17 protein-coding genes are annotated in these 19,343 nt (G+C 72.4%); 7 read left to right on the forward strand and 10 right to left on the reverse strand.

Going from position 1 to position 19,343, the window contains the following annotated elements:
* Positions 1-85: 85 nt before the first annotated feature.
* From BDZ31_RS05375 to BDZ31_RS05390, 4 genes are all read right to left on the reverse strand, one after another.
* On the reverse strand, positions 86-1,075 hold the full coding sequence (locus tag BDZ31_RS05375; protein WP_183339716.1) for an NAD-dependent epimerase/dehydratase family protein: 990 nt from the start codon (positions 1,073-1,075) through the stop codon (positions 86-88).
* On the reverse strand, positions 1,072-2,367 hold the full coding sequence (locus tag BDZ31_RS05380) for a nucleotide sugar dehydrogenase (RefSeq protein ID WP_183339717.1): 1,296 nt from the start codon (positions 2,365-2,367) through the stop codon (positions 1,072-1,074). Before BDZ31_RS05380 ends, BDZ31_RS05375 begins: the two co-directional genes overlap by 4 nt.
* A gap of 13 nt (positions 2,368-2,380) precedes the next feature.
* Entirely contained in the window at positions 2,381-3,238 is an 858-nt protein-coding gene (locus BDZ31_RS05385; RefSeq protein ID WP_183339718.1) for a WecB/TagA/CpsF family glycosyltransferase, read from the reverse strand.
* Between the two features lie 192 nt (positions 3,239-3,430).
* Positions 3,431-4,939 (reverse strand): glycosyltransferase family 39 protein, encoded by a 1,509-nt coding sequence (locus BDZ31_RS05390; protein WP_183339719.1) that lies wholly within the window; start codon positions 4,937-4,939, stop codon positions 3,431-3,433.
* Positions 4,940-5,041: 102 nt separating this feature from the next.
* Here BDZ31_RS05390 and BDZ31_RS05395 point away from each other — a divergent pair, with 102 nt between their 5' ends.
* A complete protein-coding gene (locus tag BDZ31_RS05395) occupies positions 5,042-5,968 on the forward strand; it encodes a glycosyltransferase (RefSeq protein ID WP_183339720.1) in 927 nt (308 codons plus the stop codon).
* A gap of 35 nt (positions 5,969-6,003) precedes the next feature.
* On the opposite strand, the gene BDZ31_RS05400 is transcribed toward BDZ31_RS05395, so the two are convergent.
* Positions 6,004-6,792, reverse strand: coding sequence for a hypothetical protein (locus BDZ31_RS05400; protein WP_183339721.1), 789 nt, complete (start codon positions 6,790-6,792; stop codon positions 6,004-6,006).
* Between the two features lie 62 nt (positions 6,793-6,854).
* On the opposite strand from BDZ31_RS05400, the gene BDZ31_RS05405 reads away from it, so the two are divergent.
* Both BDZ31_RS05405 and gmd read left to right on the forward strand, forming a co-directional pair.
* Positions 6,855-7,991 (forward strand): glycosyltransferase family 4 protein, encoded by a 1,137-nt coding sequence (locus tag BDZ31_RS05405; RefSeq protein WP_183339723.1) that lies wholly within the window; start codon positions 6,855-6,857, stop codon positions 7,989-7,991.
* A gap of 36 nt (positions 7,992-8,027) precedes the next feature.
* On the forward strand, positions 8,028-8,999 hold the full coding sequence (gene gmd, locus BDZ31_RS05410; RefSeq protein WP_183339725.1) for a GDP-mannose 4,6-dehydratase: 972 nt from the start codon (positions 8,028-8,030) through the stop codon (positions 8,997-8,999).
* Between the two features lie 9 nt (positions 9,000-9,008).
* On the opposite strand, the gene BDZ31_RS05415 is transcribed toward gmd, so the two are convergent.
* Genes BDZ31_RS05415 through BDZ31_RS05425 form a run of 3 tightly spaced genes read right to left on the reverse strand, consistent with a single transcriptional unit; the run spans position 9,009 to position 12,026 of the window.
* Positions 9,009-9,857 carry a methyltransferase domain-containing protein gene (locus BDZ31_RS05415; protein ID WP_183339727.1) on the reverse strand — a complete coding sequence of 283 codons (849 nt, stop codon included), beginning with the start codon at positions 9,855-9,857 and terminating at the stop codon, positions 9,009-9,011.
* A 35-nt stretch (positions 9,858-9,892) separates the two neighbouring features.
* Positions 9,893-11,029, reverse strand: a complete 1,137-nt coding sequence (locus BDZ31_RS05420; protein WP_343075524.1) for a glycosyltransferase family 4 protein — start codon at positions 11,027-11,029, stop codon at positions 9,893-9,895.
* Positions 11,030-11,036: 7 nt separating this feature from the next.
* Positions 11,037-12,026 (reverse strand): GDP-mannose 4,6-dehydratase, encoded by a 990-nt coding sequence (locus BDZ31_RS05425; RefSeq protein WP_183339729.1) that lies wholly within the window; start codon positions 12,024-12,026, stop codon positions 11,037-11,039.
* A 206-nt stretch (positions 12,027-12,232) separates the two neighbouring features.
* Here BDZ31_RS05425 and BDZ31_RS05430 point away from each other — a divergent pair, with 206 nt between their 5' ends.
* Positions 12,233-13,720 carry an oligosaccharide flippase family protein gene (locus tag BDZ31_RS05430; RefSeq protein WP_183339731.1) on the forward strand — a complete coding sequence of 496 codons (1,488 nt, stop codon included), beginning with the start codon at positions 12,233-12,235 and terminating at the stop codon, positions 13,718-13,720.
* A 4-nt stretch (positions 13,721-13,724) separates the two neighbouring features.
* Here the strand turns inward: BDZ31_RS05430 and BDZ31_RS05435 are convergent, their stop codons facing one another.
* Positions 13,725-14,633: a class I SAM-dependent methyltransferase gene (locus tag BDZ31_RS05435; protein ID WP_221242813.1), complete on the reverse strand. Its 909-nt coding sequence runs from the start codon at positions 14,631-14,633 to the stop codon at positions 13,725-13,727.
* 44 nt (positions 14,634-14,677) lie between these two features.
* On the reverse strand, positions 14,678-15,874 hold the full coding sequence (locus BDZ31_RS05440; RefSeq protein WP_183339735.1) for a glycosyltransferase family 4 protein: 1,197 nt from the start codon (positions 15,872-15,874) through the stop codon (positions 14,678-14,680).
* Positions 15,875-16,009: 135 nt separating this feature from the next.
* Here BDZ31_RS05440 and BDZ31_RS05445 point away from each other — a divergent pair, with 135 nt between their 5' ends.
* The 3 genes from BDZ31_RS05445 to BDZ31_RS05455 are packed head-to-tail and all read left to right on the forward strand — an operon-like array spanning position 16,010 to position 19,312.
* Entirely contained in the window at positions 16,010-17,188 is a 1,179-nt protein-coding gene (locus tag BDZ31_RS05445) for a glycosyltransferase family 2 protein (protein ID WP_183339737.1), read from the forward strand.
* A 1-nt stretch (position 17,189) separates the two neighbouring features.
* Entirely contained in the window at positions 17,190-17,831 is a 642-nt protein-coding gene (locus tag BDZ31_RS05450; RefSeq protein ID WP_183339739.1) for a hypothetical protein, read from the forward strand.
* Positions 17,828-19,312 (forward strand): DUF2142 domain-containing protein, encoded by a 1,485-nt coding sequence (locus BDZ31_RS05455; RefSeq protein ID WP_183339741.1) that lies wholly within the window; start codon positions 17,828-17,830, stop codon positions 19,310-19,312. The genes BDZ31_RS05450 and BDZ31_RS05455 overlap by 4 nt, the downstream gene beginning before the upstream one ends.
* The last annotated feature ends 31 nt before the right edge of the window (positions 19,313-19,343 follow it).

Consider the following 19,343-nt stretch of genomic DNA (forward strand, 5'->3'; position numbering starts at 1 on the left):
GGCGGCGCCCGAAAGCGCCCGCCCCCGGCGTCGTTCCGGGGCTCGGGCGCGGATGACGGTCAGCCCGCGACGCCGTCGAGCGGGATCAGCCGCCGAGCGAGCTGAGGTGAGAGCCCTGGGAGAGGTCCTGCTCGCGCAGCCAGGCGACCGTCTGGGCGATCCCCTCGCGCACGCCGATCTGCGCCTCCCAGCCGAGCAGATCCCTCGCCTTCTCGACCGACGGCCAGCGGCGCACGACGTCGACCTCGAAGGTCGGCAGGTGCTTCAGCTCGAAGGCGGCCGGGTCCTCGCCGCACTCCTCCCAGATGATCCGGGCGGTCTCGGCGATCGTCAGCTCCTCGGACGCGGAGATGTTGAAGTCCTCGTTGAGCGCGGCGGGGTGGCCGGTCGCGACGACGATCCCGTCGGCGATGTCGTCGATGTGGGTGAGCGTCCGCGTCTGTCTGCCGGAGCCGAAGATCTCCAGCGGCTTCTGGCCCGACAGCACCTTCTTGATCACGTCCGGGACCATGTGCGCGATGCCGGGCTCGGGATCTGGCATCTCGCCCGGGCCGTAGGCGTTGAAGGGGCGGCAGATCGTGTACGGCAGGCCGTGCTCGACGTGCGCGGCGCGGCAGTAGATTTCGCCGGTCAGCTTCGAGAAGCCGTAGGCCGAGGTCGGCGTCGGGCACTGCGGCAGGTAGGCCTCGGTCGTCGGGTACTCGGTCGCGTTCTCGAACACCATCGACGAGCTGACGTAGGTGAAGCGCTCGACGCCGAGGTCGATCGCGGCGCGGAAGACGGCGTTGTAGAGGCCGTTGTTCATCTCCGTCAGCGTGTACGGCAGCTTGTGGAAGTTGCCGATCCCGCCGACGATCGCCGCCAGGTGGATGACGAGCGGGCAGCCCTCCATCGCCTGCTTGGCCTGGTCGACGTCGCGCAGGTCGCCCGTGTGGATCTCGCACGCCTCGCGCATCCACAGCGGCGCCGGGCGCTGGTCGGAGACGCGGACCTCGTAGGCCGGGTCGCGCATCAGGCGTCGGACGACCGCGGCGCCGATCGTTCCGGCGCCGCCGGTGACGAGCACGCGCGTCATTGCTTGGGCGACTCCTCCACGCCGGGGCCGCCGACGAGCGCGACCTCGTCGGCGAATGCGAACACCTGGCCGCTGCCGAGGCAGTTCCACGGGTCGACCAGCAGCGCGTCGTCGGCGGCGAGCGCCGCGATCGCCTGCACCGTCGCCGGCTCCGAGAAGCGCGAGTGGTTGGCGGCGACGACGACGACGTCGGCGTCGCGCAGCGCCTCCTCCAGCGGTTGCGTCGGCGAGGCGACGAGCGGGTCGTGGACCGCGACGTCGGCGAGCTCGCGCTCCAGCAGCCGCACGAGCTTGTGCGCGAGCGAGTCGCGCTCGTCGTCGGTGTCGCGCTTGAAGGCGAGGCCGAGCACCGCGACCTTGCGGCCGTTGAGCGAGCCGCCGTCGATCCGCCGCTTCATCCCCGTGACGAGGAAGTTCGGGACCGACTCGTTGACACGCGAGACGGCCAGCAGCATGCCGGGGGCGTTCGAGCGCTCCTCGGAGAAGGCGAAGTCCTTGCGCAGGCAGGTGCCGGCGGTGAAGCCCGGCTGCGCGAGGCCGCCGCGCGGGTAGTCGCGGTTGACGAGGTCGATCACCTCGAAGACGTTCGCGCCGTACTGCTCGCAGTCCATCATCAGCAGGTTCGGCAGCGCGAAGGTCGTGTAGCGCATGATGTTCGCCCAGATCTTCGCCAGCTCGGCCTGCACCGGCGTCGTCTGCACGATCTCGGCGTCGAAGACCTCGAACAGCTCGGCGGTGCGGCGGCCGGCCTCCTCGCCGACGCCGCCGATGATGCACGGCAGCGTGTCGATCTCCTCGAGGAAGCGGCCGGCGGCGATCCGCTCCGGCGCGTGCGCGACGAAGACCTCCTCCCCGACGCGGAAACCCCGCTTGCGCTCGAGGTAGCCGGCGACGAACTCGGTCGTGCCGGGCGCGATCGTCGAGCGCAGCACGATCGTCTGCCCCGGCCGCAGCAGCGGCAGCAGGTCGTCGAGCACCGAGCGGATGTCGCTCATGTCGATCTCGATGTGCGACAGCGACGGCGTGCCGAGCGTCAGCACGATCGCGTCCGCCGCGGCGGCGTCGGTCACGTCGGCGGTCGTCGACATCCGGCCGGAGGCGTGGACGCGCGCGATCAGCTCGTCGGCGCCGGTCTCCATGAACGGCATGCGCCCGGAGGAGATCGCCTCCAGACGGCCGGCGTCGTTGTCGACGCCGACGACCGTCAGGCCGCGGTCGGCGAAGCTGAGGGCGAGCGGCAGACCGATCCGGCCGAGGCCGATGACCGCGACGTCGGGGGCGGGGGCGCTCATGACCTCGAAGAGGCTAGCGGTCGGGACGGCCGCGGCGTTGCGCGACCCACTGCCGCGCGAATCCGAACACGAATCGCGGGTTGTGGCGCGCGTAGCGCTTCCACAGCCGGCGCGGCTCCTGCTTGAGCCGGAACAGCCACTCGAGGCCGTGGCGCTGCATCCACGGCGGCGCCTGCGGGACGAGGCCGGCGTGGAAGTCGAAGGCGGCGCCGACGCCGATCAGGACCGGCGCGTCGAGGCGGTCACGCATCGCCGCCATCCACTTCTCCTGCTTCGGCACGCCGATGCCGACCCAGACGACGTCGGGACGGGCGCGGTTGATGTCGGCGGCGACCGCGTCGAGCTCGGCCTCCGACAGCTCCCGGAAGGGCGGCGACCAGCCGCCGACGATCCGCAGGCCGGGGAAGCGCTGGCGCAGCCGCAGCGTCAGCTTGAACAGCGCGCTCTGATCTCGACCGCCGTAGAGGTAGTGGCGCTGGCCGGTGCGCGCGGCGCGTTGGCAGGCGCGCTCCATCAGCTCGGGGCCGTAGACGCGCTCGTTGATGTCGTGGCCGAGCGCGCGCAGCGCCCAGGCGAGCGGCTGCCCGTCGGGGACGGTGAAGGCGGCGCCGGCGACGGCCTCGCGCAGGCCGACGTCCTCGCGCGACTCCATCACGGTGTGGACTGCGGCGACGCAGACGTACTCGCGCACGTCGGCGGCGACGGCGGCGTCGATCCAGTCGAGCGCGCGCTCGTAGTCGGTCAGCGCGAGCGGGAGGTCGAGCACGGGGACCTGCTCGACGGTGGGCAGCTCCGCAGCGGGCGCGGGGGCCGGCGCCGGCGCGCTGCGGGCGGGATGAGGGGAGATGACTTCGAAGGAGGAGGTCGACATGAAGGGTCGCCGCGGCGGCGATTGATGGATCGTTCCGCCAACGTCAACGGGCGAAACGTCGGAAGGTTGCGGTGAAACGTCGCCGTCGCCGGAAGCCCGCTCCGTACATGCCCCGGTGCGCGCTGACGCGCCGGAGTCTAGGGCATGGGGCGGCAGCGGGGCCGCAAGGGTGCGCCCAGGGAGCGGCGAGGCTCAGCGGCCGGGCGGGAGGTAGGAGACGTTCGGGGGCTCCTGGGAGAAGCGGATCGAGGCGACGCGAGGCGGCTGCACGAGGATGGGGGACGCGGAGCGATAGCGCTGCAGCACCCACCGTTCGGTCCGCGTTTCGTCAGGTCCTGTGAAGCCGGGCGCCTCGAACTGCGTCCCGACCTGGTCGGGCAGCCGCTGTTCGGCGCCGGGCCCGGCCGCGCCCGCGACACCGACGACGTCGACCTCGCGCACCGGCCGCCCTGCGAGGGGCAGCGTCGTCAGCTCCGGCCGGTAGTAGCGGAGGACGAGGCCGCCGTTGGCCGGCGCGATGACGATCGCGCGCGGCTCGCGGGAGACGCCGAGTCCGCGCGCGAGGCCCTCCCAATCGGCGCGCTGGTAGCCGGGCGAGACGGCGACGGCGGTCACGATCGCGACCGAGATGCCACAGAGCAGCCCGAGCAGCGCCGGCCCGGTTCGGCGCTCGGCGGCGAAGCCGGCTGCCAGCGCCGTCGCGAGCGGAACGAGCGCCGGCAGCAGGTTGCGCGTGTTGAGGTAGTCGGCGCCCGCGACCGCCGCCAACAGCGGCAGCGCAATCCCGCACAGGCCGATGCCCCCGACGAGCATGGCCCGCCACCGCACCTGCGGGGCAGCCCTGCGCAGCAGCAGCCACGCGCCGCCAGCCGCGAGCGCGGTGCCGAGCAGGCCGAGCGGCAGCGCGAGCGGGCCGCGGTAGCCGAGCAGGAACTGCTTCGGGATCTGCACGAGGCGGACCGCGATCGCGTCCTGGGCGATGTCGTACGGATTGCCGCGCTGCTCCAGCAGCATCGGCAGCAGCGCCGCCGTCACGAGCGCCAGGGCGGCGGTCGCGCCGACGACCGCGCCGCGCCGCGGATGTCTCCACAGCAGCCACGCGATCTGCGGGGCGAGCACGAAGCAGGAGAAGTAGTGGGTCGCCAGCGTGAGCGCCGAGACGATCGCCCACCAGACGAGCAGGCGCGGGCGGTCGTCGTCGAGGCCGCGCAGGAACAGCAGCAGCGAGACCGCGCTCAGCAGCGCGACCAGCTCGTAGTTGCGCGCCTCCTGCGAGAACCAGACCAGCAGCGGGTTGACCGCGATCAGCGCCGCCGTCGCGAGCGCGACGCGCGTGCCGCCGACGCGCCGGCCGATCGCCCACGCGACGGCGACCAGCAGCGTGCCGGCGACCGCCGACAGCGCCCGCAGCGCCGCCTCCGACTCGCCGAGCGCTCTCGTCGTCAGCCATTCGAGCACGTAGAAGAGCGGCGGATTGCTCTCTCTGTGCGGCAGCGCGTCGAGCATCTCGCCGAACGGCAGCCGCGTCAGCTCCCACGTGGCCGCCTCGTCGAACCAGAGGCTCTGGGTGCCGAGGCCGGCGAAGCGCAGCACGGCACCGAGGACGACGATCGCGGCGAGCGGGAGCCAGCCGACGACGGAGACGGCGCGGAGAGAACGGGGCGATGCCGGAGACGCGAGGGCGGGATCGTCGACGCGCACCGGCACACAGTAGCCGCGGGTGCGACGACGCCACCGCCCGCCGCCGCATCCATCGCCGTCGCGTGGGTGGTCGCGGGCCGACGCCGCTACTCTCCGGCGCGCATGAGAGCCGACATCGTCGTCGTCACCTGGCACGGCCGTGAGGTGCTCGCCTCCTGCCTCGAGCACCTCGAACGGCAGACCGAGCGTCATCGCGTGATCGTCGTCGACAACGCCTCCGGCGACGGGACCGCGGAGCTGGTGGGTGAGCGATTCCCGCACGTCACCTTCGTCGAGCTGCCGGAGAACCGCGGCTTCGGCGCCGCTGTGAACGCCGGTGCGGCAGTCGGCGACGGCGAGGCGATCGTGCTCGTCAACAACGATGTCGACGCCGATCCAGGCTTCGTCGCCGCGCTGCTGGCTCCCCTGCGTGGTGACGCCCGCGTCGGCATGGTCGCCGGGATGACGCTGATGCCCGGGCGCGAGGCGGTCGACGCCTTCGGGATCCAGCTCGACGCCGGTCTCGCCGCCTACAACCGGCTGCGACACGCGTCGCCCGCGGAAGCGGAGAACGCCGGACTGCTTGCCGGCCCCAGCGGCGGCGCGGCCGCATACCGCCGCGCCGCGTTCGACGCAGTCGGCGGGTTCGACGAGACGCTGATCGCCTACGGCGAGGACGTCGACCTGCTGCTGCGCCTGCGCGCCGCCGGTTGGAAGGCGGCCGCGGCGCCGGCCGCTCGCGGCGTCCACCTCGGTGGCGCGACGATCGGAGTCGACTCGCCGCAGCAGCGCTGGCTGTCGGGCTTCGCTCGCGGTTTCCTGCTGCGGCGTTGGGGCGTGCTGCGCTCCCGCAGCGCGCTGCACGCCCTGACCGTAGACGCGCTCGTGATCGGCTGGGGCGTCGCGCGCCACAGGACGCTCTCGCCGCTGCGCAGCCGCGTCGCCGGCTGGCGCGCCGCGGGACGCGGGTCGCGGCTGCTGCCTGCCGGCGCGGTCGACGAGTCGATCAGGCTCGTCGAGGCCGTCCGGCGGCTCCGCAGCGCCCGTTAGGCGTTCTCGCCGCCCAGCGCCTCGGGAGCAACTGGCTACAACCGCGCCGGCGCCGGCGTTCCCCAGCTGATCGACGCGTACCACTCGCGTCGCTCCTGGGAGGCGGTCGCGTACTGCCGGGTGCGGTTGTCGGCGATCAGCAGCTGCTCTTGGGCGCCGCTGCGATAGGTGCGGCTCTCCGGCCACTGGTGCGGCTCCAGGCCGCGTCCGTCGCGGTCGACCACGCGCGGCTCCAGCCCGCGCGCCAACAGCTGTCGGACGATGCCGCGGTTGCCGCTCTCGAGCCGGTATGCCGATCCCTTGGTGCGGCCGACACTCCAGTCGAGCGCGAGCATGTCGTCGCGGCGCAGCATGAAGCCGTTCGTGCGCAGGTGGGTGTTGGGAAACGGCGGGAACTGGAACCGCCGCAACGGCTTGAGCGGGCGGGCGGCGGCGGAGAAGTGGCTCTCGTTGGAGCCGGTCGCCCCGACGATGCCGACCCGCGGCGCGCGCAGCTGGTCGTCGAGCATGGCGAGCCAGCCGTCGGCCAGCGGCTCTGCGTGCGAGTTGAGGAAGCAGAGCCGGTCGGCGTCCGCTGCGTGCTCCGCAGCGAGCCGATATGCCGTCAGGTCCTGCACGCGCTCGGGCAGCAGCAGCGGCTCATGCTCGACCTCGGCCAGCACGTTCGTCACTGCGGGCGGCGGGGTCCCGTCGAAGCCGTTCAGGACGACGAGCAGCCGATGGTCGCGACCGGCCGGGCGCTGCCGATAGGCGTCGAGGAAGCGACGGATCGGCTCCGTTCCAAGCGGCGCCCAGACGAGGTGGACGAGGCAGATCCCAGGCACGCACGCATCATTGCAGTCGCATGCCGGCGGAAGCTCGATCCGTTCCCGTACCATCGGCCGCCATGGCGCTCCCGCGACGGATCGGCATCAACGCGCTGTACCTCGACCCAGGCGTCTCTGGCGGATCGGAGACCTATCTGCGCCAGCTCGTGCCCGCGCTTGCCGCGGAGGCGCCGCAGCTGGAGATCGAGCTCGCCACCACGCGCCGCGGCGCTGACGCGCTCGTCGCTGAGGGGTGGACCGACCTCGCGCGCATTCACCGCCTTCCGGTCGACCAGGGCGAGCGGGCGCGTCACCTCGTGACCGAGCAGCTGCGGCTGCCCGACCTCGCGCGCCGCCGGGGGTGGGAGGTGCTCCACAGCCTCGCCAATCTCGCGCCGATCCGCGCGCGTGTCCCCTCCGTCGTGACGCTGCTCGACCTGCTGTTCCTGGAGCAGCGCACGATGTCGCGTGTGACGACCACGGCACTGCGTCTGACGGTGCTGCCGGCTGCACGGCGCGCCGACGCGCTGATCGCGATCTCCGCCGCGGCGCGCGACGACATGTGCGCGATCGCCGGATTCGACCCGGGGGCGTTCACCGTCGTCCCGCTGGGCCCGGGGCGCGACGCCAGCGCCGTCGTCCCCACCCCGGCCGAGGAGCTGCGCGCCGCCCACCGGCTCGGCGACGCCCGCGTGGTGCTGTGCGTCGCGGCGAAGCGGCCGCACAAGAACCAGGAGCTGCTCGTGCGCGCCGTGCCGCACCTCCCACGCGACGTCATCGTCGTGCTCGCCGGGCATCCCGAGGGGTACGACGCGCAGCTGCGCGCGCTCGCCGATGCGCTCGGCGTCGCGGAGCGCGTGCGATTCGTCGACTACCTCACCGACGCCGATCTCGAAGGGATGTGGAGGTTGGCGGCGTGCGGCGCCTTCCCGACGACCGCGGAGGGATTCGGCCTGCCGGTGCTGGAGGCGTTGGAGCGCGGGGTGCCCGTGGCGGCCTCCGACCTGCCGGTCCTGCGCGAGGTCGGCGGCGACCTGCCGCATTGGTTCGATCCGCACGATCCGGAGGGTGCCGCGGCGGCGATCACGGCGGCGATCGGTGACGGCGCCACGGCGACGCGAGGTCCAGCGCACGCCGAGCGCTTCAGCTGGCGCGCGAACGCCCGGCAGACGCTCGCGGTCTACGAGCGCGTCGCCGCGGCGGCGGGCGGTCGCTGACGACGAGCAGGCGTGCGGTTGCGTAGGCTGCCGGCCATGTCTGCAACCAAGCGCGCTCTCATCACCGGCATCACCGGCCAGGACGGCTCGTATCTCGCCGAGCTGCTGCTCGAGCAGGGATATGAGGTGCACGGCATGGTGCGGCGCGCATCGACGGAGAAGTTCGACCGCATCGAGCACTTGCGCGATCGCATCACCCTCCACCAGGGCGACCTGCTCGACCAGCGCTCGCTCGTCGACACGCTCCGCGCCGCACGTCCCGACGAGGTCTACAACCTCGCCGCGATGAGCTTCGTCGCGTTGTCGTGGGTGCAGCCGACGCTGACCGCCGACTTCACGGGCGTCGGTGTCACGCGCATGCTCGAGGCGCTGCGCGAGGTCTGCCCGGAGGCCCGCTTCTACCAGGCCTCCAGCTCGGAGATGTTCGGCAAGGTGCGCGAGGTCCCGCAGACCGAGCAGACGCCGCTCTACCCGCGCTCGCCCTACGGCGTGGCGAAGGTCTACGGCCACTTCATCACGATCAACTACCGCGAGTCCTACAACCTGCACGCGACCAGCGGCATCCTCTTCAACCACGAGTCGCCGCGCCGCGGCCTGGAGTTCGTGACGCGCAAGATCACGTGGCATGCCGCGGCGATCAAGCTCGGTCTCAGGGACAAGCTGGCGCTCGGCAACCTCGACGCCAAGCGCGACTGGGGCTACGCGAAGGACTACGTCAAGGCGATGTGGCTGATGCTGCAGCAGGACGAGCCCGAGGACTTCGTGATCGCGACCGGCCAGACCAACACGGTGCGCGAGTGCGTCGAGGTCGCCTTCGACGAGGCCGGGCTCGGCGACTGGCAGAGATACGTCGAGATCGACCCGCAGTTCGTGCGCCCGGCGGAGGTCGACCTGCTGATCGGCGACCCGACGAAGGCGAAGGAGAAGCTCGGCTGGGAGCCGGAGACCACCTTCGAGGAGCTGATCCGCCTGATGACGCGGGCCGACCTGGAGCTGCTGTCGAAGTAGCCGTCCCCGCTACGCGCGCCGGTCGCCCGGGAAGGGGCTGCGGGCGCGCCACGGCGCGTCCGCGGCGAGCACCGCCGTGTTGTCGGGCGTCTCGCCATCGGGCACGAAGCGACCGAGCACGTAGATGTCGAACGGATGCCGGACCGTCATCCGGTGAATCTGCAGGCCGGCGCGGTCGAGCAGCCGCGCGATCGTGGCGCCGTCGAAGACGTGGTGGTGCAGGAGACGGGTGTTGACGTTGTCGCGCCGCTCCGCCTCCCAGCCCTGCGGCGGCGCGCCTGCGTCGCGCGAGTAGTCGTGCAGCTCCAGCGACTCCTCGAGATGAGTCAGGTCGTCCTCTCCGACCCCGGCCTCGTAGTCGGCGACCATGTGCTCCAGCGTCGTGAGCGGACGACGATGGTCGAAGGTCCCGTCGCGGTGAGGCGCGACCATCAGGACCCATCCCTCGGGGACCAGGACGCGGCGCCATGCCTCCAGCTCGGCGAGCGGGTTGGCGATGTGCTCGATGACGTGCGACGAGAGGACGACGTCCCAGCTGTCGTCGGGGAGCCCCTCCAGCCGCCCCTGCGCAATCACGTGCAGCCGCCCGGCCGGCTCGCCGTCGGGCACGTAGGGCGCCGAGTCGTCGAGTCTGTGCCAGACCGTCTCCGCGCTGAACTGCACGGCGTCGCAGCTGCCCAACAGCGGATAGACCGGGCAGACCCCGTCACGGCCGAAGCGGGGGGAAGGACCGCCGATCTCCAGCCCTCGCAGCCCCGCCAGCGGCGAGGTGAACCCGTCAGGAAGGGCGCGCATGTGACCTCTCAGGCGCCAGCGGAGGTTCTCGACGCGCTGTCTCAGGCGGGCGGTGGCGTGCATCGTGGCACCGTAGCGAGGTCGCCGGACCCGCGCCGTCACGGGCTGGCGAGCGCCCGCTCGTAGCTCGCCGCGGTCTCGCGGGCCGTCCGCTGCCACGAGAAGGTCCCCGCGCGCGCCAGACCGCTGGCCGCGAGCCGGGCGCGCAGGTCTTCGTCGGCGAGCAGTCGCTCGATCGCGGCGGCGATCGATGCGGTGTCCGAGGGATCGAACAGCAGCGCCGCGTCACCGGCGACCTCGGGCATCGAGGCGCGATCCGAGCAGGCGCCGGGAACACCGCGGGCCATCGCCTCCAGCACGGGCAGCCCGAACCCCTCGTAGTACGACGGGAAGACGTGTGCCGCGCACATGCGCCACAGGCCTTCGACGTCGGCTCGCGGCAGCCAACCGGGGAAGACGACCGCGGACGCGACGCCGCGCTCGCGCGCCCGCGCGAGCAGCGCCGCCTCGTGATCGGTCTGGTAGCCCGGCACGACGAGCACCGGCCGTCGCTCCGATGGCAACAACGCCAGCGCGTCGATCAAGCCCTCGACGTTCTTGTGAGGGCGCTTGGCGGCGAGGCTGAGCAGCACCGGCGAGCGGCCGAGCCCGAGCCGCTCGCGCAGCTCCGCTTCGGAGGTCACCGGCGCCGACGCCGGCGGGAGCGTCGTGGCGAGGTGGACGACGTCGATTCGAGCCGGATCGGTGCCGATGTACCTGACGACGTCGCGCTGCGTCGAAGCCGAGTCGGCGATCACCCGCCGCGACGCCCGCACAGCCGCCGGGACGAGCACGCGCATGCCGAGCCCGCGCAGCCCGAAGTGCGCCTCCGGGACGACGGCGTAATGGAGGTCGTGCACGGTCGTCACACGCGGCGGGCCGCCGGCGAAGCGCCCCGGACCCGTCGACGCGAGCGAGTGGACCAGGTGCGATCTCGTCCAGCGCGCGAGCCGCGGGACGTGGAATTGCTCGCCCCACACCCACTGTTTGCGGTCGCGCGCGTCGACCGGCGCGACGACTGACTGGACCAGCCCGTTCCACGGTGCGTCGCCGTCGGCGGCCGCGCGCTCGTTGACGATCGCGATCAGCTCGAGACCGGGGAGCTGCGCCAGCTGCGGCAGCAGCTCGCGGGCATAGACCTCCATCCCGCCGGTCTCGCCGGGGACGAGGTAGACGAGGTTCAGCGCGACGCGCACGGGCGCCTCACGACGATCTGGGCGCGTTGGCGCCGAGGCGGGCGAGGTCGGCGACGACCATCTCGCCGACGAGCTCCTCGAACGTCGTCTCCGGGCGCCAGGCGAGCGTCTCGCGGGCCTTCGAGGGATCGCCGACCGGCGGCCACCGCTCCGGCGGGCGTACGAAGCGCGGATCGACCTGCACGCGGTCGGCGCCCTGCTCGTCCTGCCGCGTGACTCCGGCCGCGGCGAACGCGGCGTCGACGAGATCGCCGACGGTCCGGCCCGTTCCCGAGGCGAGGACGTAGTCGTCGGGCCGATCGTGCCGCAGCGCTCGCACCATCCCGTCGACGATGTCGCGCGCATGCGACCAGTCGCGCACCGCCGAGAGGTCGCCGAGCGTCAGCGTCTCGGCGCGGCCCGCGGCGATGGCGGCGACTCCGGCGCTGACCTTGCGCGGGAGGAACCGCACAGGCCGCCGCGGCGACTCGTGGTTGAAGGTGATCGCGGAGACCAGGAAGCGGTCGTGCCGGGCCCGCAGGGCGCCGACGAGGCCATGCGCCGCGAGCTTGGCGACGCCGTAGGGACTGCGGGGGCGCATCGGCGACGACTCCGACTGCGGAGAGACGCCGGCGTCACCGAAGACCTCGCTGGAGGCGGCGACCAGCACGCGCGGCGCTCGCGCCAGCCTGCCGGCGGCCGCCAGCACGGCCGCGGTGCCGCCGGCGACGGCGGTCACGACCTCGGTCGGGTCGTCCCACGAGTCGGGCACGAACGTCGGCGCGGCGAGGTGGTAGATCTCATCGGGCTCGGCCATCTCGACCGCGGTCTTGACCGAGGCGGGGTCGCGCAGATCGGCGGCGAGCAGCGTCACGCGTCCCTGCAGCTGTGGCAGGCCGGCTGCCGCGAGCGGCTCGCCGCCGGTGGCGCGAACGGTGCCGACCACCTCGTCGCCGTCCGCGAGGAGCCGCTCGGCCAGATAGCCGCCGTCCTGGCCGGTCACCCCGGTGATCAGCACCCGGCGGCTCGCGCGCTGTCTGCGCGCTGCGCGCGCAGCACCGATGCGATCATTGTCGACGTGTCCGCGATCCACGAGGTCCGAAGCGACAGGCGCCCGGTCGTGCGAGGGGGCGCGTTGACGCCGCGATCGTATAACGGGCGCTCGGCGGCCCGCTCCGCGGCAGCCGGCGGGCATGACGCACGAGCGGCCTCGGTCGCTGCGCGATGAGAGCGCGGGAAGAGCCGGACCTCGACGGGACGCTGACGTCGCCGGAGGCCGGGAACCGGGCGATCCGGGGCGGCGCGATCCGCGTCGCCGGCTACGGCGCCGGTCTGTTGCTGACGGCGCTCGTGACGCCGTTCCTGCTGCGCCACCTCGGGGTCGCCGAGTTCGGCCAGTACACGACCGTGATCGCGATCGTCACGATGGTGCAGGGGTTCACCGACGCCGGGTTGACGATCGTCGGCCAGCGGATCTACGTCCACGCCGACGCGGCCGGCCGCCGCAGGCTGATGGGCGACCTGCTCGGTATGCGGCTCGTGCTGACCCCCGTCGGGATCGTCCTCGGCGTGCTCTTCTCCGTCGTCGCCGGATATCCGAACGCGATCGTGAGCGGCACGATCGTCGCCGGCATTGGGACGATCTTCGCGGTGCTCGCGGCGGCGCTCGCGATGCCGCTCGGCGCTGAGCTGCGGTTCGGCGCGGTGACGGCGATCGACTTCTCGCGCCAGCTGGCGATCGTCGTGGGCATCACGGTGCTGGTGATCGCCGGCGCCGGGCTGCTGCCGTTCTTCTTCGTCTACATCGTCGCCGGCCTGGTCGCGATCGCCGTCGCGCTGGCATGTCTGGGCACCTCGAGCTGGTTCATGCCGCGCTTCGACCTGCGAGATTCGATCGCCTTCCTGCGCGAGGCGCTTCCGGTCGGGCTCAGCCTCGTCGTCAACACGAGCTACGTGCGGGCGCTGATCGTGATCTGCTCGCTGCTGGCGACCGAGGAGCAGACCGGCCTCTTCTCGGCGTCGTACCGGATCTCGGAGATCCTCCTCGGCGTTCCGCAGATGATGCTCGGCGCCGCCTTTCCGATCCTCGCCCATGCCCACGCCGCCGATCGCGACCGGCTCGCGTACGCGCTCCAGCGGATGGGCGAGGCGGCGCTTCTGGTCGGCGTCGCGGTCGGACTCGTGCTCGCGGTCGGTGCGGTGCCGATCATCGCCGTGCTCGGAGGCAGCGAGTTCGGCGGCGCAGCCGATGCCCTGCGGATCCAATCGGTCGCGATCGCGGGAGCCTTCATGACTCAGGTCGGCACGACCGCGTTGATCGCCGTCCACCGGCAGCGCGAGCTGCTGCTGGTCAACCTGTTCGCGCTCGTGGTCGTCGTCGTCTTGGGCGTCACGCTCATTCCGGCGTGGGGCGCCGACGGCGCGGCGTTGGCGGCGAGCATCGGCGAGGTGGCGCTGGCGGTGGTCGCGCTGACGCTGCTGTCGCGCGCCGAGCCGGAGCTGCGACCGCGCTTGATGTACGTGCCCAAGCTGCTCGCCGCCAGCGGCGTGGCGATGCTGTGCCTGCTGCTGCCGGGCTCCGACGCGATCGCCGCGGTCGCGGCGCTCGCCGTCTACCTCTCGCTCGCGTGGCTGCTGAGAGCCGTCCCGGATGAGCTGCTCGCGGCGCTGCCCCGGCGCGGCCGGGCCGGGGCACCGCACGCTGGGCCGTGAGCGCTCACGCCGGTCGCCGCAGCGCGAGGGTGTAGCTGGCGCCGCGCATGCCGCGGCGCTCGAGCGGCGCGACGATGCGACAGAGCGCGTGGCCGCAGCGCTGCAGCCAGCGCGCGACGCGCTCGTCGCGGCTGCTGCGCGCGAATGAGACGGCCCAGCCGAAGTCGTTGGAACGGCGCCCGTCCTCGTCGGAGGCGGTCGCGTGGACGAGCTCGAGGCCGTTGCGGGCGCCCTCCGCCGCGAGCGCGTCGTGCGGCAGCAGCGCGAGGTGACGCGGCGCGTCGACGTGCGCCCAGCGCGGTCCGAGCAGGCGGAGCTGCAGCGAACGCGGGTTGGGGGCGATCAGCACGAGCGCTCCTCCGGGAGCGAGCGCTGCGGCGGCGCGTTCGATGAATCGCGCCGGCTCGGCGAGATGCTCGACGACGTGCCACATGACGATCGCGTCGTAGGGACCTTCGATCACGCTCGCGGGGTCGTCAGACTGCGTGACGGCGATCCCGAGCACCTCCGCGATGAACCGGCAGCTGACGTCGTCGAGCTCGACGCCGGAGACGTCGTAGCCGGCCCGGCGCGCGAGCTCGAGGAAGCCGCCGGTCATCGGGCCGATCTCGAGCAGCCTGCCCGCGGGGACGAGTCTCCGCACCAGCTCCAGGCGGTGGAGGGCGTTGCGGTCTCGTGCGATCGCCTCGTCAGCCGACGCGGGCATCCCGTAGTAGTCGGGCGGGTAGTACGGACCGAGGTCGTCCGGAACGTTGGCGAGCGTCAGCGTCCCGCACGGGCAGGCGACATAGTCGAACCGCTCGTCGGAGATCCGTCGGTTGCGGTCGCAGGTCGTGAAGGCGTGCTCGGTGGGACGGCCGCAGAGGCGGCACGCGACGGCCGGGGGACTCTGTTGCGGGTCGGCTGAGGTCAAGGCTTGCTCCATTCTCGGCGGCATACCCGTGGGTCGCAGGTGGGCTAACGGCAGCCAGGCCGCGGCGCCACGTCTCGCGGGCCGTCGTCTCGTGCGCCGCCCTCGCCGCCGTACGCCTCCGCGACGACATCGAGCGAGGAGGCGAGCGACAGCCGGGGCACGTTGCGCTCGAACCACTCGGCCGTCCGCCCTCGCAGCTCCGGACCGGCGGCGCGGACGCGCAGGATCGCCTCCGCGAGCGGCTCGGGCTCCACCGACTCCGCGACGACGCCGTTCGCGCCCTCGTCGACCAGTTCGACCGCGGCGTTGTCGGGCGCGTCGACGACGACGCTGGGGACGCCGTTTGAGGCAGCTTCGACGACGACCAAGCCGTAGCCCTCACGCGACGAGGGCAGGACCATGCAGAGCGCGCCGGCGAGCGTCGCCTCGAGCTTCTCGGTGGGGACGAAGCCGGGGGCGCTGGCGACCGCGTCGAGCCCCTCCTGCGCGATCGCCTGGAGGACCCGCGGCCGCTCGGGCCCATCGCCGAGGATCGCGAGCCGCAGCTCCGGCGCTTGGCGGTGGACGTGCGCAAAGGCGTGCACCAGCGCCGGCACCCGCTTCTCGGGGATGTGGCGGCCGGCGTAGACGACGAGCGGCTGCGCGGGCGCGGGATCGGGCCGCTCGGTCGAGCCGTCGTAGAGGCCGGTCAGCAGCTGCGGCTCGCTGCGCATCCCCTCGGCGTGCAGACGCGCGGCGTGCAGCCGCGAGAAGCAGAAGGCGTGCTGTGGCACGCGGGCGCACAGTCGCTGGACGAACGCGCCGATCGAGCCGCCGACGCGGCCGAGATAGCCGCGCCAGTAGTCTCGCGACCAGACCTCGAACCAATCGACGACGAGGCGGTAGCGGTGCAGCGGGCGCGCGAGCGCCGCCGCCAACAGCGAGAAGTACGGGAACGCGGCGGTGTGGACGACGTCGTAGCGGCGACCGTGACGCAGCAGGTGGAGCAGCACGCCGAGGCCGAAGACCAGCGGCGGCGCGATCCGCCGCCGGCCGCCGACGTACAGCTCCATCCGCGGGCCGACGACGCGGACGTCGACGCCGGCGAGGTCGGGCTCGACATCGCGGTCCCACTGTCGCAGGGTGAGGTACGTGACCTCGTGGCCCTCGGCCGCGAGGCGCTCGGCGAGCGCCCGGTACCACCGTTCCCCGCCGCCGATCGTGTAGGGGAAGAGGCAGTCGTAGATGAGGCAGATGCGCATTCCCGGCGGCACCCTAGACGACGGCGGAGCCGGGCGGCTGCCGGACGGTGCGCTAGCCTTGCCGCGAAACCGCGCGACTTTTCCCGGTCGGGCGCGTTGCACCCCTTAGGAAGCGGCAAGCCAGCCGCACTCTCCATGAGCGCGATCGACGACACCATCAGCGTTGCCGCCAACGGACGCGAGACCGACGGTCTGCGCGTCTCCGTCGTGATCCCCTGCCTCAACGAGGCCGAGAACATCGAGCAGTGCATCGCCGCCGCGCGCGCGGCGCTCGAGCGCAACGGCATCCCTGGTGAGGTCGTCGTCGCCGACAACGCCTCCGAGGACGGAAGCGCCGAGCTGGCCGAGGCGGCCGGAGCGCGCGTCGTGCGGGAGCCCCGCCGCGGCTACGGGAGCGCCTACCTCGCCGGCTTCGCCGCAGCGCGCGGGGAGTACATCGTGATGGGCGACGCCGACCTCACCTACGACTTCGACGAGATCCCGAGATTTCTCGGCGAGCTGGAGGACGGCGCCGACATGGTCATCGGCGACCGGATGAAGAACATCCATCCGGGCGCGATGCCGTGGCTGCACCAGTACATCGGCAACCCGCTGCTGTCGGGCTTCCTCAATCTGCTGTTCAGAACTGGCGTCAGCGACGCTCACTGCGGCATGCGCGCGGTGCGGCGCGACAAGCTGCCGCAGCTCGACCTGCGCACCACCGGGATGGAGTTCGCCTCCGAGATGGTGATCCGGGCGGCGAAGGAGAAGCTCGACATCCGGCAGTTCCCGATCGAGTACCACCCGCGCGGCGGCGAGTCGAAGCTCTCCAGCTTCCGCGACGGCTGGCGCCACCTGCGCTTCCTGCTGGTCCACTCGCCGACCCACCTCTTCATCCTCCCTGGCGCCGTGATGGCGCTGCTCGGCGCGCTCGTGGCGCTGACCGTGCTCGCGCAGATCAGCATCTTCGGTCGCGAGTGGGACCTCCACGCGCTGATCGCCGGCTCGTTGCTGCTGATCGTCGGCACGCAGGTCGTCGCGCTCGGACTGTGCGCCCACGCCTACGGCACCTACTTCATGAACGAGAAAGATCCGTGGTTCGACCGGATGCGCAGACGCTTCCGGCTCGAGCACGGGCTCCTGCTCGGCGGCGGGATCGCGATCGCCGGCTTCCTCGCCGCGGCCGTGATCGTGATCGAATGGATCGACCGCGGCTTCGGCAGCCTCGGCGAGGAGCGCCTCGCGGTGCTCGCGATGACGCTCGTCATCGTCGGGATCCAGATCTTCTTCTCGTCGTTCCTGCTGTCAATCCTGGGCCTTCGACGCCGGTCCTGACATGCGCGTGCGCGTCGTGCTGGGCGTGGCGCTCGCGCTCGTCGCGATCGCGGTCGTCGTCGCCCTGTCGCAGCGGGGCGACCGCCTCGCTGGCACGAACTTCGTCCACGTCGCGGGCGTGCCAGTCGAGCTTCCGGGCGGGAGACGGGCATGCCAGGTCACCCGCCTGGTCGACGACGCGCAGCGTGTGGAGCTTTTCGTCGACACGGGCGGGAGGCGTGCGCCGTCGCTGGACGTCACCTTCACCGACCCGGGCGGTGCGATCGTCGCGCGCGGCAACCATCGCGCAGGAGCGGACCCGGGCGAGGTCGTCGTGACGCTCGACCGGCGCGTGGACGGCAATCATTCCGCCACGTTCTGCGTTCGCAACGAGGGCGCCCGCCGCATCGGGCTCGGCGGTGCTCCGGCCGCGCCGGATGCTGCCGCCACGATCGGCAGAAGACCGACCGCCGGCGTGATTGCCGCCCGCTACCTGCGACCCGGACGCGAGACGTGGTGGGACCTGCTGCCGACGATCGCGAGCCGCTTCGGCATCGGCAAGGCGCCGGTCTTCGGCGCGTGGACGCTGCCGGTCGCGGCGCTGCTGCTGCTCGCCGCGTGGGCCGGCGCGATCCGGCTGCTGCTGCGCGGGAGCGGATCGTGACGCGCGCGCTGATCGCCCAGCTGCGTCGCATCCCCGCGGCCGCCCGCGCGTGCGCGCTGATCGCGCTTCTCAACGCCGTCGTCTGGGCCGTCGTCGTGCCGCCGTTCCAGGTGCCGGACGAGATCACCCACTTCGGCTACGCGCAGTACCTGGCGGAGACGGGTGAGCCGCCACCGGCGAAGGAGGGCACCGCACAGTACTCCGACGAGCAGCAGCTCACGCTCGAGCGCCTCGGCTTCTTCGGTGTGATCGGCAGAGCGGACCAGCGCGGGATCTGGACGACGCCTGACGATCGGGCGCTGCGAGACGCGCTCGCGTCGCATCCTAGCCGGCAGGGCGAGGGCGGGCCGAGCTCGGCGACGAACCAGCCGCCGCTTTACTACGCACTGACCGCTGCCGCGTACTGGCTCTCGCCTGGCCACGACATCCTCACGCGGTTGTATGCCATGCGGCTGGTCTCCGCGCTGTTGGCAGCGCTGACCGTCCTCTGCGTGTTCCTGTTCGTGCGCGAGCTGCTCCCGGGGACGCCGTGGGCGTGGACCGTCGGTGCGTTGGCTGTCGCGTTCCAGCCGACGTTCATGTTCATCGCCGCCGGCGTGCACGGCGACAACCTGCTGTTCTTCGCCTCGGCGGCCGTGCTGGCTGCGCTGGCGCGCGCGTTCCGCCGCGGGCTGACACGGCGCCGCGCCGTCGCGATCGCGCTGGCGACCGTCGTCGGAGCGCTCGGCAAGCTGACCTTCCTCGCGTTCCTGCCCGGCATCGCGCTCGCATTCCTGCTGCTGCTGTGGCGGGCGGCGCCCGACCGCCGGCGTGACGCGCTGGCGAGCACCGGCATCGCGGCGGCGATCGTCGCCGTACCGGTCGTCCTCTACACGGTGATCAACACGGGTGTATGGGATCGCGGCGGTGGCGCGACTGGCGGCGTCGCCGTCAACTCGTCGCGCGCGATTTCGATCAAGGAGCGGATCGGCTACACCTGGCAGCTGTTCCTGCCGCGTGTGCCGGGCATGCACGACCAGTTCGACTACGTCCCGCTGTGGGAGACGTGGTTCAAGGGCTTCATCGGTCGCTTCGGATGGCTCGACTACGCGTTCCCGGAGTGGGTCTACGGCGCCGCGCGGGCGATCTTCGCAGCGGTCGGCGGGCTCGCGCTCGTCGAGTTGGTGCGTCGGATTCGCGCGATCGGGCTCGCCCGCCTCGACTGGCGCCTCCCGTTCGGCGCAGTGGTGGCGGCGATGGCGATCGGCCTCGCGGTCGCGATCGGCTGGCAGGGGATCGGCTATCGGGCCGACACCGGCTTCACGTTCGAGCAGGCGCGCTACCTGCTGCCACTGCTCGCACCCTACGGTCTCATCGTCGCGCTTGCCGCGCGCGGCGCGGGCCGCCGCTGGGGGCCGGCCGTCGGCGCGCTGCTGGTCGTGGTGGCGATGACGCACGGGCTGTTCGCCCAGCTGCTCACCATTTCCCGCTACTACGGATAGGCGGCGGCGCGACGGACTGATCGTGCGTCGC

Origin of the sequence: Conexibacter arvalis (assembly GCF_014199525.1) — a bacterium.
Taxonomy (GTDB): Bacteria; Actinomycetota; Thermoleophilia; order Solirubrobacterales; family Solirubrobacteraceae; genus Conexibacter; species Conexibacter arvalis.

Coding starts and splice junctions, on each gene's coding strand:
- BDZ31_RS05375 (WP_183339716.1), bottom strand. CDS start 1,075: ATGACGCGCGTGCTCGTCACCGGCGGCGCCGGAACGATCGGCGCCGCG.
- BDZ31_RS05385 (WP_183339718.1), bottom strand. CDS start 3,238: ATGTCGACCTCCTCCTTCGAAGTCATCTCCCCTCATCCCGCCCGCAGC.
- BDZ31_RS05440 (WP_183339735.1), bottom strand. CDS start 15,874: ATGCGCATCTGCCTCATCTACGACTGCCTCTTCCCCTACACGATCGGC.
- BDZ31_RS05395 (WP_183339720.1), top strand. CDS start 5,042: ATGAGAGCCGACATCGTCGTCGTCACCTGGCACGGCCGTGAGGTGCTC.
- BDZ31_RS05430 (WP_183339731.1), top strand. CDS start 12,233: ATGAGAGCGCGGGAAGAGCCGGACCTCGACGGGACGCTGACGTCGCCG.
- BDZ31_RS05415 (WP_183339727.1), bottom strand. CDS start 9,857: ATGCACGCCACCGCCCGCCTGAGACAGCGCGTCGAGAACCTCCGCTGG.
- BDZ31_RS05405 (WP_183339723.1), top strand. CDS start 6,855: ATGGCGCTCCCGCGACGGATCGGCATCAACGCGCTGTACCTCGACCCA.
- BDZ31_RS05380 (WP_183339717.1), bottom strand. CDS start 2,367: ATGAGCGCCCCCGCCCCCGACGTCGCGGTCATCGGCCTCGGCCGGATC.
- BDZ31_RS05450 (WP_183339739.1), top strand. CDS start 17,190: ATGCGCGTGCGCGTCGTGCTGGGCGTGGCGCTCGCGCTCGTCGCGATC.
- BDZ31_RS05445 (WP_183339737.1), top strand. CDS start 16,010: ATGAGCGCGATCGACGACACCATCAGCGTTGCCGCCAACGGACGCGAG.
- gmd (WP_183339725.1), top strand. CDS start 8,028: ATGTCTGCAACCAAGCGCGCTCTCATCACCGGCATCACCGGCCAGGAC.